The 13,114-nt window shown below is 63.4% G+C and carries 13 protein-coding genes; 10 read left to right on the plus strand and 3 right to left on the minus strand.

Features of this window, described 5'->3' with window-relative positions:
* Positions 1–118: 118 nt before the first annotated feature.
* Together PJL15_RS14080 and PJL15_RS14085 are read right to left on the minus strand one after the other, a co-directional pair.
* Entirely contained in the window at positions 119–847 is a 729-nt protein-coding gene (locus tag PJL15_RS14080; RefSeq protein WP_281451769.1) for a CPBP family intramembrane glutamic endopeptidase, read from the minus strand.
* A gap of 76 nt (positions 848–923) precedes the next feature.
* Positions 924–2,174 (minus strand): Nramp family divalent metal transporter, encoded by a 1,251-nt coding sequence (locus tag PJL15_RS14085; protein ID WP_281451770.1) that lies wholly within the window; start codon positions 2,172–2,174, stop codon positions 924–926.
* A gap of 244 nt (positions 2,175–2,418) precedes the next feature.
* On the opposite strand from PJL15_RS14085, the gene PJL15_RS14090 reads away from it, so the two are divergent.
* Together PJL15_RS14090 and PJL15_RS14095 are read left to right on the plus strand one after the other, a co-directional pair.
* Positions 2,419–4,089, plus strand: a complete 1,671-nt coding sequence (locus PJL15_RS14090; protein ID WP_281451771.1) for an ABC-F family ATP-binding cassette domain-containing protein — start codon at positions 2,419–2,421, stop codon at positions 4,087–4,089.
* A gap of 292 nt (positions 4,090–4,381) precedes the next feature.
* Positions 4,382–5,845: an amino acid permease gene (locus PJL15_RS14095; RefSeq protein WP_281451772.1), complete on the plus strand. Its 1,464-nt coding sequence runs from the start codon at positions 4,382–4,384 to the stop codon at positions 5,843–5,845.
* 92 nt (positions 5,846–5,937) lie between these two features.
* Here the strand turns inward: PJL15_RS14095 and PJL15_RS14100 are convergent, their stop codons facing one another.
* The gene (locus PJL15_RS14100; protein WP_281451773.1) at positions 5,938–6,663 is read right to left on the minus strand and encodes a dienelactone hydrolase family protein; all 726 of its coding nucleotides are present in this window, start codon (positions 6,661–6,663) and stop codon (positions 5,938–5,940) included.
* Positions 6,664–6,732: 69 nt separating this feature from the next.
* On the opposite strand from PJL15_RS14100, the gene PJL15_RS14105 reads away from it, so the two are divergent.
* From PJL15_RS14105 to PJL15_RS14140, 8 genes are all read left to right on the plus strand, one after another.
* Positions 6,733–6,858, plus strand: a complete 126-nt coding sequence (locus tag PJL15_RS14105; RefSeq protein WP_281451774.1) for a hypothetical protein — start codon at positions 6,733–6,735, stop codon at positions 6,856–6,858.
* The gene (locus PJL15_RS14110; RefSeq protein ID WP_281451775.1) at positions 6,858–7,514 is read left to right on the plus strand and encodes a pentapeptide repeat-containing protein; all 657 of its coding nucleotides are present in this window, start codon (positions 6,858–6,860) and stop codon (positions 7,512–7,514) included. The genes PJL15_RS14105 and PJL15_RS14110 overlap by 1 nt, the downstream gene beginning before the upstream one ends.
* Before the next feature lie 130 nt (positions 7,515–7,644).
* Entirely contained in the window at positions 7,645–8,871 is a 1,227-nt protein-coding gene (locus tag PJL15_RS14115; RefSeq protein WP_281451776.1) for a thiolase family protein, read from the plus strand.
* Complete coding sequence (locus tag PJL15_RS14120) at positions 8,871–9,665, plus strand: enoyl-CoA hydratase/isomerase family protein (protein WP_281451777.1); 795 nt, start codon at positions 8,871–8,873, stop codon at positions 9,663–9,665. Before PJL15_RS14115 ends, PJL15_RS14120 begins: the two co-directional genes overlap by 1 nt.
* On the plus strand, positions 9,662–10,525 hold the full coding sequence (locus PJL15_RS14125; RefSeq protein WP_281451778.1) for a 3-hydroxyacyl-CoA dehydrogenase family protein: 864 nt from the start codon (positions 9,662–9,664) through the stop codon (positions 10,523–10,525). Before PJL15_RS14120 ends, PJL15_RS14125 begins: the two co-directional genes overlap by 4 nt.
* Before the next feature lie 26 nt (positions 10,526–10,551).
* On the plus strand, positions 10,552–11,148 hold the full coding sequence (locus tag PJL15_RS14130) for a GNAT family N-acetyltransferase (protein WP_281451779.1): 597 nt from the start codon (positions 10,552–10,554) through the stop codon (positions 11,146–11,148).
* A gap of 110 nt (positions 11,149–11,258) precedes the next feature.
* Positions 11,259–11,999 (plus strand): tyrosine-protein phosphatase, encoded by a 741-nt coding sequence (locus PJL15_RS14135; protein ID WP_281451780.1) that lies wholly within the window; start codon positions 11,259–11,261, stop codon positions 11,997–11,999.
* The gene (locus PJL15_RS14140; protein WP_281451781.1) at positions 11,996–13,012 is read left to right on the plus strand and encodes a glycosyltransferase family 2 protein; all 1,017 of its coding nucleotides are present in this window, start codon (positions 11,996–11,998) and stop codon (positions 13,010–13,012) included. The genes PJL15_RS14135 and PJL15_RS14140 overlap by 4 nt, the downstream gene beginning before the upstream one ends.
* Positions 13,013–13,114 lie beyond the last annotated feature (102 nt).

The raw sequence follows: 13,114 nt of genomic DNA on the forward strand, positions 1-13,114 counted from the left end.
TCCTGGGTGTGCAGCGGTTTCTTAGACAGCTCCACTCCACACCGGGAGGCCTTCGTCATCCCGGAAATCTCACGCCGTGTCCTCACACGGCCTCAACCAATCTCCCTGGGCAGTACACCTAGTTGGGGAGGAGTTCAGGGGGAATGGCGTAGATCAGGACAACGGCCATGAGGTTCTTCGCTGCGTGCACAAAGTAGGAGAACATCAGGTTCTTGCCGGTCCAGACGTAGACAGCCACCAGCACCGCGGCCATTCCCAAGTAGGGTGCCAGCGCCGACAGCACCAGGCCTTCGCGGCCCACCACATGGATGGAGGCGAAGACCGCCACGGAAATCACGCAGCAGATCCAGATGTTCACATACTGTGACAGCTTGCCGATCAGGAGATGGCGGAACAGGTACTCCTCAACAAACGGCCCCAGAACCACCAGCAATGGAACCATGAGCCAAGCGGGAACGTGTTGCAGCAGTCCCTGGATGCCCAGTTGGTTTTCGGAGCTCTGGGCCGTGCCGAATGCCGCCACGAGGACTGCGGTGAGGATCAGCATCACCACGATCGCCAGCGGAACCATGCCCAGGGTGAACCACGGCCGGGTTCCCAGGATCCTAAGGTCCCGCCCCGCCACCCGCCAGGCTGATGCCACGGCAAATATTCCGACGCCGGCATAGAAGATTGCGTTGACGGCATAGGAGGCGGTGGCCGGGTCGGGGAACAGTTGAAGCATCAGCCGCTGGACGGTGTCCCCGGCGAGCGTGAAGTACACGGTGAATCCGAGGTAGACGGCGACCGCGAGGGCGTCCAGGGCATTGAATCTGTACAAAGATGCCTTGGTGTGAAGAGTGCCCATGTGTCCAGCCTAGCTTTGCCGGGCCGATCAGCCCGAGTCCCATCGGCCTGGGCAGGCCCGGCCTGGGCGGGCAGTCTCAGGACTGGCCACTCACGGTCAGGACGATAAGGACGCAGTTCAACCCGACAATCAAGGTGGCACTGGCCCAGCCTGCAATTTTCAGGGCCAGTGAGTCCGCGTGGATGCCCATCACCTCACGCTTGCCGGTCAGGCGGATCAGCGGAATCAGCGCGAACGGGATGCCGAAGCTGAGCAATACCTGGCTGAGGACCAGGGCCAGGGTCGGCTCGATGCCCGCGCCCAGAACGATCAGGGCCGGGATGAGGGTGATCACCCGGCGGGTGAGCAGCGGAATGCGTACCTTGAGGAGACCGCCCATGATGGTGGCGCCGGCGTAACAACCCACGGAAGTGGATGCCAGCCCGGATGCCAACAGGCCGATGGCAAAGACCACCCCGATGGCCGGGCCCAAGGCCGAGGTCACCGCTGCGTGGGCGCCGGCGATAGTGTCCGTTCCTTCGATGCCGCGCAGGCTTGAAGCGGCGAGCAGCAGCATCGAGATGTTGACCACTCCGGCCAGCAGGAGGGCGCCGACAACGTCCGTACGGGTTGCGCGGATCAGCTTTGTCCGGATGCCCGGGTCCGGCGAGAATCCATGGCGGTCGCGGGCAAGGGCGGAATGCAGGTAGATCGCATGGGGCATCACTGTTGCCCCGAGCATGCTTGCCGCCAGCAGGATGGTGTCAGTGCCTTCGAAACGCGGAACCAATCCACCCAGGGCGCTCGCGGCGTCCGGGGGATTGACGAAAAGGCCGGAGACGAAGCCCACGGCGATGATGCCCAGCAGAACAAGGATCGCGTATTCGAAGGAGCGTTGGCCCCGGCGCGATTGCAACGCCAGGAGCAGCATTGAAGCGACGCCGACGATCACGCCGCCTGCAAGCAACGGGACCCCGAAAAGGAGGTTCAGGGCTACGGCTCCACCGATTACCTCGGCCATGTCGGTGGCTCCGGCGACAACCTCGGCCTGCAACCAGTACAGGCGCCGCCGCTTGTTTCCCAGTCGCTTGCCCAAGATCTCCGGAAGGCTCATGCCCGTGGCGAGGCCGAGTTTGGCTGACTGGTACTGCACCAGGACGGCCATGGCGTTCGCAACCACCAGGACCCAGACCAGCAGGTAGCCGTAGTTGGCTCCAGCGGTGAGGTTGGCTGCGACGTTTCCCGGGTCCACGTAAGCGATCGCGGCAACGAAGGCCGGTCCCAACAGCAAAAGCCGGGACCATACTTTGCCGGGTGTGGCACGTGTTTCCAAGGTTGGTGCAGCCATCGGGGTTCCTCGTCGTTGGGGGTACTCATTACGAGGATAGCGAAATTTAGGCATACCGAAAAGTATTATTTAGGCCATCCATTTTCCTTATCTCCAGGCACTCGCCACCGGAGCCAAACTTGACGCCCGCCGGGTTCGCTTGTCAGGCTGGGGCCATGAAGTCTTGAGCGCGGCCCACCTTCGGCTGCATCCCCAGTACCCCCATGGCTCTCGGCCATCCACTGCGGACTTGTGAGGATTCCTCTTGACTGATCACCTTTACCTTTCCGGCGTTTCCCACGGCTATGGGGACCGCCAACTTTTGAACGCCGTGGACCTTGTCATCCACCACGGTGAACACGTCGCCATTGTTGGCGAGAACGGCGCTGGCAAGTCCACGCTCCTGCGGCTGCTGTCCGGAGTGGAAATGCCCGACGACGGCGAGGCAGGCCTGGCAGGCAGTCCCACCTACCGTGTGGGTTACCTCGCGCAAACCCATGGGTTCGACGAAGCGGTCACTGTAGGGGATGCGATCGACTCTTCGTTGGCTTCGCTCCGGTCACTCGAGGAGCGGATAGCGGAGCTCGAAGGCGACCTCGCCGATGCCGACCCGGAAGAGCTGGAGCTCTACGGAAGCCTGCACACCGAGTACCAGCTCCGCGAGGGCTACGCCGCCGAATCCCGGGTGGAAGCAGCGCTGGACAAGTTGGGGCTGGGAGGCTTGGACCGGCGTCGAACGCTTGGATCCTTATCCGGCGGCGAGCAGGAGCGGGTAGCGCTCGCCTGCCTGTTGGCCGATCCGGCCGAAGCGCTTTTGCTGGACGAACCCACCAACCATCTGGATGCGGCCGGCACCGCCTGGCTGGAATCTCGGTTGGCTGCGCATCGCGGGACTGTGGTGGTGGTATCGCATGACCGCGTCCTGCTGCGGAAGGTGGCCGCCGGCATCGTCGAGGTGGATGCCGAACGACGGTCCGTAAACCGGTACGGCAGCGGGTACGACGGCTACCTCCGCGAGAAGGCCGCTGAACGTGCGCGGTGGGTCCAGCAGTATGGGCAATGGCTCGATGCGATGGCGGCCGAACGGCTGCAGGCCGCGACCGTGGCTGATGGCATGGGCTACGGACGGAAGCGCGATAACGACAAGATGGCTTTCGGGTTCAAGACGGGCACCTGGCAAAGCGCTGCCGCAAGCAAGGTCCGCAACGCCCAGGAGCGGCTCCGCAGGCTCGAAGAGAATCCGGTGGACCGCCCGCCTGTGCCGCTGACACTGGCCGCTCCCGTGAAGGCCGTGGCACTTGCTTCGTCCGACTTTGCCGTGGAAGCCCGCGACGTCAGTGTTCCGGGGCGGCTTGAACCCACTGATTTCGCGGTGGCGGCGGGCCAGAAGGTGTTGATTACCGGGCCGAACGGTGCGGGGAAGTCAACGCTGCTCTCAGTGTTGGCAGGAAGCCTGGAGTCCGCCACGGGCGCAGTGTCCACCCACGGTCCGGTGGGTTATTTGCAGCAGGAACTCCACGTGCCCAGCAGGCCCGGACTGCGCCTGCTGCCGGCTTTCGCTGCTGGACTGGGCGGAAACATCGACGAACATGCCGAAGGGCTTTTGCGGCTGGGTTTGTTCAGGCCGGCGGAGTTCCATGTTCCCGTTGGCAGCCTGTCTGCGGGGCAACAACGCAGGCTCGCGCTCGCGCGGCTGCTGTTGGGTGGCTTCGAGACCATGATTGTGGACGAGCCAACTAACCATCTGGCCCCTGCTTTGGTGGAGCAGTTGGAGGAGGCGCTCGCAGCCTTCGCCGGAACCGTGGTGATCGTCAGCCACGACCGCGCGTTGGGGGAGTGGTTCGACCGCTGCGCCGCGACCCGTCCGTCACCAGCGACCCCTTCGGCACCCGCGCAATGGGTGCGCTATGCAATGGAGAACGGCCGCCTCCTGTAGGCCGTCGCGAATCCGGCAACGCGGGGTCACATATGGCCCATCCGGAGGCCAAACATGGGCCATATCTGACCCCGCGTTGCCTCCAAGCCGGGGCGCTCTGTTGCCTGCGTCACGGGCTCTGCGTCACATGCCGTAAGATAGACGGGTTGCGCGAAGCTTCGGCATTCTGCGTTCTTTGTCACACTTCGGGATCCTCAAAGCAGGAAAGCTCGAATTATGTGTGCCAAAGCCGCCCGTGTTCCGGCACTGGGCGAAACCACAACAGCAACACCCCAACCCACAAGGAACAGCTGTGCCGCAAAGTACTCCCACAGATCTCAAGAACTCCCCGGCCTCATCCCCGGCCGCAGGTTCCACCCTCAGCGCCGAGGGATACAAGAAGACCCTGAGCCGCCGACACGTCACCATGATCGCCATGGGTGGCGCAATCGGCGTCGGCCTGTTCATGGGTGCCGGTGGCCGCCTGGCTTCCACTGGCCCGGCCCTGATCTTCTCCTACGCCATTGCCGGCGTCATCGCTTACCTGCTGATGCGCGCCCTCGGCGAACTCATCATGTACCGCCAGACCTCCGGCTCCTTCGTGAGCTACGCCGGCGAAATGTTCGGCAAGAAGGGCGCCTACCTTTCCGGGTGGATGTACTTCATCAACTGGGCCATGACAGGCATCGCCGAGCTCATCGCGATCGGCCTCTACTTCCAGTTCTTCTTCCCGAACGTGCCGATCGAACTGTCCGCCATCGCAGCGCTGGTGCTGCTGGTGGCCGTGAACCTGTTCAGCGTCAAGGCGTTCGGCGAGTTCGAATTCTGGGCTTCCTGCCTCAAGGTCGCGGCAATCGTGATCTTCCTGGCCGTTGGCACGTTCATGGTTGTCACCAACGCCAAGGTAGGCCAAGGCCACGCTTCGGTGGCCAACCTCTTCCATGAAGACGGCGGCATGTTCCCCAAGGGCGGCCTGGTGATGATCCTGGTCCTGAACGCCGTGATCTTCGCGTACAACGCCATCGAACTGGTCGGCATCACCGCAGGTGAGATGGAAAACCCGGAGCGTGAAGTTCCCAAGGCGATCCGCGCCGTCGTGATCCGTATTGTGGTCTTCTACGTCGGATCGGTGACGCTTCTGGCGATGCTGTTGCCCTCGGATCAGTACGTGGCCGGTACTTCGCCGTTCGTTACCGTGTTCGGCCAGATGGGCCTGGGTTGGATGGGCGATGTGATGAACATGATCGTCATCACCGCGGCGCTGTCCTCCTGCAATTCGGGCCTCTACTCGATCGGCCGAATTTTCCGCACCATGGCCAACAACGGGCACGCCCCGCAGTGGCTCACCAAGATGTCCTCCCGCCACGTTCCGTACGCGGCCATCCTGGCAATCGGTGGCGTTTACCTGGTGGGCATCCTGCTCAACATCTGGCTGGGCGGCTCGCACGCGTTCGACCTCGCGCTGAACACCGCCTCCATTGGTGTCATCTTCACCTGGGGTTCGATCTTCGCGAGCCAGATTGCCCTGCGGAAGAAGCGCGGCAATGTCTCCAGCCTGCCGATGCCCGGTTCGCCGTGGACCAGCTGGATTGGCTTGGTGGCGCTGTTGGCGATCACTGTGCTGATCGGCTTCGACACCATGACCGACAAGGCAACAGGCGAGGTCTTCCTGTTGGGCCTCTGGACCCTGGCCACCATTCCGTTCTTCGCTTTGGTGCTGTGGCTCGGCTGGCAGAAGGTCAAGAACAACCAGCCCAAGAGCGAGCTTTTCAGCTAGGCTCCTTCGCGAACCACATGCGTTAATGCTCGACGGCGGTCGCCTCCTTTGTGGGGGGCGGCCGCCGTTTGCGTTAGGTGCTTGGGGCCTTGTCAGGTCTTCAAATGCTTCGCGAAGTGCTCCTCGATGCGCCGCCAGGCCTCCGGGGCGGAAGCGGGGTCCGGCCGGATGCCCATCACGCGCATGAGGGGCCGCATGGCCCGGGGCCCTACCGGTTCGTCGTTCATGAAGGCGTGACCCGCCGTCGGAAATTCCTTGACGTCGTGCTCGATCCCCAGCTCGGTCAGCGCTGTTTCCAGTTTCGCCGCAGCTCCCGGCAGGGTCCGGTCTTTGCCGCCATAGTTCGCGACCATGGGACAAGCGCCTTCCAAGGCCTGGTGCAGGTCCTTGGGCAGTTGGCCATAGTTCACGGAGGCGGCGTCAAAGTCGTCATTCGCGGTCAGCAAAGCGAAAGCGCCGCCCATGCAGAAGCCGATGACCCCCACTTTTCCGGTGGTCCGTGGATCCGCCCGCAACCAGGCCCGCGCGGTGGAGATGTCAGAGAAAGCCCGGCCCTCACCGGATAGCATCGAGCGCATGGTCGCTACCAGGCAGCGCCGCATGCCGCCGTCGCTGTAGAGGTCAACGGCCAGGGTCAGGTAGCCCGCGGCGGCCAGCCGGTCTGCCTGCCGACGCATCACCTCGTCCAGTCCAAAGGCTTCGTGGATCATGACCACTCCCGGGAACGGCCCCTCGCCCTGGGGCTCGGCCAGATACCCCTTGAGTGCGGCAGATCCTCCCGCTGCCTGGCTCTTCCCGCTCAAATCGATGGTGACCATTGCTTGGGCCTTTCCACATGGTTTTGCCGGAGGGCAGTCTTTGTCAGTGCCCGGCGATAGGCTCGAAGCATGGAACAACCCACCGCCATGGAACTACCCACCACTTTGACGCAGCATATCAACGCCGCGCGGGGCAAAAACTGCCTTGGCATGCCAGTCCTGCCGAAGGAAACCGGAAAGGCGGCGTCCCTCTGATGGCGGCGGTGAAGGTAGCGGCTCCCAAAATCTCCCCGGTGCGGTTGGAGGAACTGCGCGACGACGACGCCCCGGACTTCCAGCGTGGCGAAAGGTACGACGGCGTCCGGCTGACCCGGGTCTCGGCTGACGGCGAGGAACTCAGCGGCGCGGACTTCATCGAGTGCGAGTTCAATGGAGTCTCTTTCAACGAGGCGCAGCTGCGCGGGGCAACCTTCCGCGAGTGCATCCTTGCCGAACCGTATGCCCCTGTTTTCATGGCTGCGCGTACTTCCTGGCAGGACGTCGAGATCACCAATCCACGCTGGGGTTCGGCCGAACTCTATGAGGGCACGTGGCGTTCTGTCCGAATCGAGGGCGGCAAGCTGGACTATGTGAACCTGCGGGGCTCCAAGCTGATGGATCTCCAGATTTCGGATTGCATCATCAATGAACTCGACCTCGGTGGCTGCACAGGTACGAGGTTGTCCTTGAAGAACTGCACCATCGGCACCCTCGATGTCTCGGGAGCCAAGCTCAAGGACGTGGACTTGCGGACTTCCGAGTTCCGCGGAATAAATGGCCTCGCGGGCCTTGCCGGTGCTGTCATTGACGACTACCAACTGAGCCTGATGGCGCCACTGTTGGCCGGGCACATGGGGATCCGGGTGGTCTGATCCGGCGGGAGGGGCGGTTGGACGGTGAGCTTCATCTGTTGACCGTCCCGCTGGGCCGTGTAATCTTTATAGAACGAACGGTCGGTATATTATTCCTGCCGGCCCTTTCACTTTCGCGAAGGATGTTCTCATGGTCGAGGCTTTTCTTGTTGGCGGCGCACGAACGCCTGTAGGTCGCTACGGCGGGGCGCTGTCCTCTGTCCGCCCCGACGACCTCGCAGCCCTGGTGGTCCGGGAAGCGGTGGCGCGTGCCGGCGTCGATCCTGACTCCATTGACGAGGTGATCCTCGGTAACGCCAACGGCGCAGGCGAGGAAAACCGCAACGTTGCCCGCATGGCAACCCTCCTTGCAGGACTTCCCCTCCACATCCCCGGCATCACGGTCAACAGGCTCTGCGCCTCGGGCCTGAGCGCCATCATCATGGCCAGCCAGATGATCAAATCCGGTGCTGCGGACATCGTGGTGGCCGGTGGTGTCGAGTCCATGAGCCGTGCGCCCTGGGTCCAGGAAAAGCCCGCCACTGCGTTCGCCAAGCCCGGCCAGATCTTCGACACCTCCATCGGCTGGCGCTTCGCCAACCCGCTGTTCACCAAGGGCGAGCTCTCGCGGGACGGCAAGATGACCTACTCCATGCCCGAGACCGCCGAGGAAGTGGGCCGTGTGGATAACATCTCCCGCGAGGACGCGGACGCTTTCGCTGTGCGTTCGCATGAGCGTGCGCTGGCAGCCATTGCCGGTGGCCGGTTCAAGGACGAGATCGTTCCCGTCACCGTCAAGACCCGCAAGTCGGAGACCGTCGTGGACACCGATGAGGGTCCCCGTGAGGGCACCACCATGGATGTCCTTGCCGGGTTGCGTCCCGTGGTCCCGGGCGGATCCGTGGTGACGGCCGGGAACTCCTCCACCCTCAACGACGGCGCGTCGGCCATCATCGTTGCCTCCGAGGCCGCCATCAAGAAGTTCGGCCTGACGCCGCGCGCACGCATCATCGACGGTGCCTCGGCCGGGTGCGAACCGGAAATCATGGGCATTGGCCCCGTTCCGGCAACTCAGAAGGTCCTGGCGCGCACTGGACTCTCCGTCGGTCAGCTCGGTGCCGTGGAACTCAACGAGGCGTTCGCAACGCAGTCCCTGGCCAGCATGCGTCGCCTTGGACTGGACCCGGAGATCGTCAATAACGACGGCGGTGCCATCAGTCTTGGACACCCGCTCGGTTCCAGCGGCTCGAGGATCGCAATCACGCTGTTGGGCCGGATGGAACGGGAGCTGGCCTCGGCCACTGGACCCAAGCTCGGTCTGGCGACCATGTGCATCGGCGTCGGCCAAGGCACCGCAATGCTGCTGGAAGGCGTGTAATGGCACTGAATCCCGAAGACTTCACGGCACTCCTCATTGAGGAACGCGAAGACAGGCTCATCGTCCTGCTGAACCGACCCGAAGTGCGGAATGCGATCGACCAGCAAATGGTGGATGAGCTGCACGCCGTGTGCGCCGAGCTGGAACGCGAGCCGAAGGTCCTCATTATTGCGGGGACGGATGGGGTTTTCGCTTCCGGGGCCGACATAGGTCAGCTGCGTGAACGGCGCCGTGACGATGCCCTGCAGGGAATCAATTCAACGATTTTCGTTCGCATCGCCAAGCTGCCCATGCCTGTCATTGCAGCCCTGGACGGATATTGCCTCGGTGGGGGAGCAGAACTCGCCTATGCCGCTGACTTCCGCATCGGCACGCCGAGTGTCAGGATCGGAAACCCGGAGACGGGCCTGGGCATTCTGGCCGCCGCGGGTGCCACCTGGCGTCTCAAGGAACTTGTCGGTGAGCCGAAGGCCAAGGAAATCCTCCTGGCCGGAGCCGTGCTGCGGGCCGAGGAGGCGCTCAGGATCAACCTCATCACAGGGATCTACGAGGCACCCGAGCTCATGGAGGCAGCGCATGCCCTGGCAGACCGGATCGCGCGCCAGGACCCGATGGCCGTGCGCATCACCAAGTCGGTGTTCCACGCGCCGGCGGAGGCCCATCCACTGATCGACACCTTGGCCCAGGGCATACTCTTCGAATCCCAAGCCAAATTCGACCGCATGCAGGCCTTCCTGGACAGGAAATCGGCCAAAGATTCAGACGCCCCGGCGCAGGACAGGACACAGAAATGACATCAGTACCCGCCATCCCGCACGTTGTCGGAGTCCTGGGCGGTGGCCGGATGGGTGCCGGCATTGCGCACGCCTTCCTCACCAAGGGCGCCACAGTCATCGTCGTGGAACGTGACCACGAGGCAGCAGCGGGTGCGCACACCCGGGTGGCTGACGCAGTGGAAAAATCCGCTGCCCGCGGCACGCTCAACGAATCAGCCGAAGAGGCGATGTCCCGCTTCAGCACCTCTACGGACTACGAATCATTTATCCACTGCGGCCTGGTGGTGGAAGCTGTCCCCGAGGACTTCGATCTCAAGGTCGCTGCGCTCAAAGCCGTGGAGGAGCACCTGTCCGCGGACGCTTTCCTGGCCTCGAACACCTCATCGCTGTCCGTCACGGGACTCGCCAACGAACTCCGCAGGCCCGCCAACTTCGTGGGACTGCACTTTTTCAACCCGGTGCCTGCCTCTACCCTCATTGAGGTGGTGCTGGCCAAAGAAACGTCTCCCGAACTCGCTGCAGCGGCGAAAAGCTGGACGGAGGCACTCGGCAAGACCGCCGTCGTCGTCAATGACGCTCCTGGCTTTGCCTCCTCAAGGCTGGGCGTCGCCATTGCCCTGGAAGCGATGCGCATGGTGGAGGAAGGCGTCGCGTCCGCGGAGGACATCGATGCCGCGATGGTCCTTGGCTACAAGCACCCCACGGGTCCGCTGAAGACCACCGACATCGTGGGCCTGGACGTTCGCCTCGGTATCGCCGAGTACCTGCACTCCACGCTGGGCGACCGCTTTGCTCCCCCGCAGATCCTGCGGGACAAAGTGGCGCGCGGCGAGCTCGGCCGCAAAACGGGCAAGGGCTTCTTCGACTGGACGGACTAATGCCGGGGGCCGGTTAGGCTATCCGGGTGACTTCAATCGAACCCATCACCCTGACCGGAAAATTCGTGACCCTCGAGCCGTTGGCACAGGAACACCACAACGGATTGGTGGACGCGGCACGCGACGGCGACTTGTGGAAGCTCTGGTACACCTCCGTTCCCACGCCGGAAGGGATGGCCGCGGAGATTGATCGTCGCCTGTCGCTCCAGGAAGCCGGCTCGATGCTGCCCTTCGCCACGCGGTCCAACGCCACCGGCAAGATCATCGGAATGACCACCTACATGAACATCGACGCCGCGACCCCTCGCGTGGAGATCGGTTCCACATGGAATGCGGCATCGGTGCACGGCACGGGAACCAACCCGGATTCCAAGTTGTTGCTGCTTCGGCACGCGTTTGAGACCCTGGGCTGCCCGGCGGTGGAATTCCGCACGCACTGGCTCAACCACCAGTCCCGCGAGGCGATTGCCCGGCTCGGCGCCAAGCAGGACGGCGTGCTCCGGAACCACTCGCGCACCAAGGACGGCGTGCTGAGGGACACTGTGGTGTTCTCCATCCTTGAACACGAGTGGCCCGCGGTGCGGAACGGCCTGGAGTACCGGCTGGCCAAGTACGGCGCATGACCTTCGCTGAGGGGTGAGCTTTCGGCTTTATCCAAGCCCCATAACGTTGAAAGCCAACCCCTCGGTGGGCTCCCACGTCCCTCCGCGCTAATGTGCATAGCATGGCTCCTATGGACGGGACTTCTTCGGCGCAGCAAAGCATCCACTGGGATGGCGCTGTCAACGCTTGGAAGATCGCTGGGGACGTGTACCGGATGGGTCGCCACGAGTGGGTCACCGAGGCCGGTTGGCAGCAAATGTACGACGACGGCGTCCGCACCGTGATCGATCTCCGCGCCTCGCGCGAGCGGCGGCAACGCGACACCGATCCCGAGGTGCCCGACGAGGTGAAGGCGCGCATCGACGTCGTACATTGCCCAACGGAAGATCCGGACCACGGCCGATTCGGTGAGCTGTTCGGCCCGTACTTGAGGGACCCGGCCCAGTATGGCGACTACCTGCAGCTGTTCGGCGGGAAGATTGCGGCGGTGTTCAAGGCGATCGCTGCGTCGCCGGGCAAGGTGGTGGTCCATTGTTCGGCCGGCAGGGACCGCAGCGGCATGATTGCGCTGATGCTCCAACGGCTGGCGGGGGTGGAAGACCAGGAAATCCTTGCGGGATACGAGCTCGCTGCCCGCGGAATCAACGAGCGCCACCGTACGCATGGGGCGCCGCACGCGCATGATCCGTACCTTCCGGATGACCAACTCGAGGCTGTGTTGGCCGAGCGCCTGGCAAGCCTGCGGGGCTTCCTGTCATCGGTTGACGTTGCCGGATTCCTGGCGGCCAACGGCGTCTCAGCGCGGGAGATCAGCGCTCTCCGGACCAAGCTGGCGGAGCGGGCCGGCAGCGCTGCTAACATGCAGGATTGATCACTCTTCCCGAATGGAACGGACCAACCATGACTGCCGGTGCCCGCATCACCATCGTGACCCGAACCAAGAACCGCCCGATTTTCCTGGCCCGTGCACTGGATGACATCTTCGCCCAGACCTTCCAGGACTTCGAACTGGTGGTCGTTAACGACGGCGGCGACCCGGCCGACGTCGAACGCCTCACGTCCCAGCGGTCGGACGCGGAGCGGGCCCGGATCACCACGCTCCACCATTCCGAATCCGTGGGTATGGAAGCTGCGTCCAACGCCGGGATCAAGGCCGGCAGTGGAGAGTTCGTGGTGATCCACGATGACGACGATTTCTGGGCGCCGACGTTTTTGGAACGCACCGTGGCGTACCTGGACGAACCCGCCAACGCTGCCCAATCCGGGGTGATGGTGCGGACGGAGATCGTCATCGAGGAGTTGGTGGAGGACAGGATCGAGCCCATCCGCCGCGAGATCTTTTGGGCTGACATGCACCAGATCACCCTTGCGGACATGCTCAGGATCAACCGTGCCGTGCCCATTTCCTTCCTGTACCGCCGCAGCCTGCATGATGCCGTGGGCTACTACAACGAGGACCTGCCAGTGGTGGGCGACTGGGAGTTCCATCTCCGCGTCCTTAGCCACTCGCGCGTAGGTTTCCTTGACGGGGAGCCCCTTGCCTTCTGGTCGCAGCGTCCCGAATCAGAAGGGCACGACGGCAACAGCATCTTTGCCAAGGCCGCAGAGCACGCCCACTACGATGCGTTGGTCCGCGACGAACACCTCCGCGAAGGCGTGGCCCAAAATGGGCTGGGCACCATGCTGTACATGTCCCGCGTCCTTGCGGAGCAGGAGGAGCTGATTCGTGCCCAGCAGCGCCGCCTCGATGAATCCTTGGCCAAGCTCGACCACGTTCTGGAACGCTTGGACGCCCTGAACCAGACGCTGATTACGCGCACCAGCGTGGGGGAGTTCCTGAAGAAGCCACTGCTGTTGGCCAGGAAGCTGGGTGGGAAGGGCTAAGCCTCCCCGGGAAATATCTGCTGTACTCGCCGGGGGATTCATGTACCCTGTATATATTACCGAACGGCCGGTCAGTAATGTTGGTCTCCGACAAAGCATGAC

The sequence above is a fragment of the Paenarthrobacter nitroguajacolicus genome (genome assembly GCF_029952445.1).
Lineage (GTDB): Bacteria > Actinomycetota > Actinomycetes > Actinomycetales > Micrococcaceae > Arthrobacter > Arthrobacter nitroguajacolicus_B.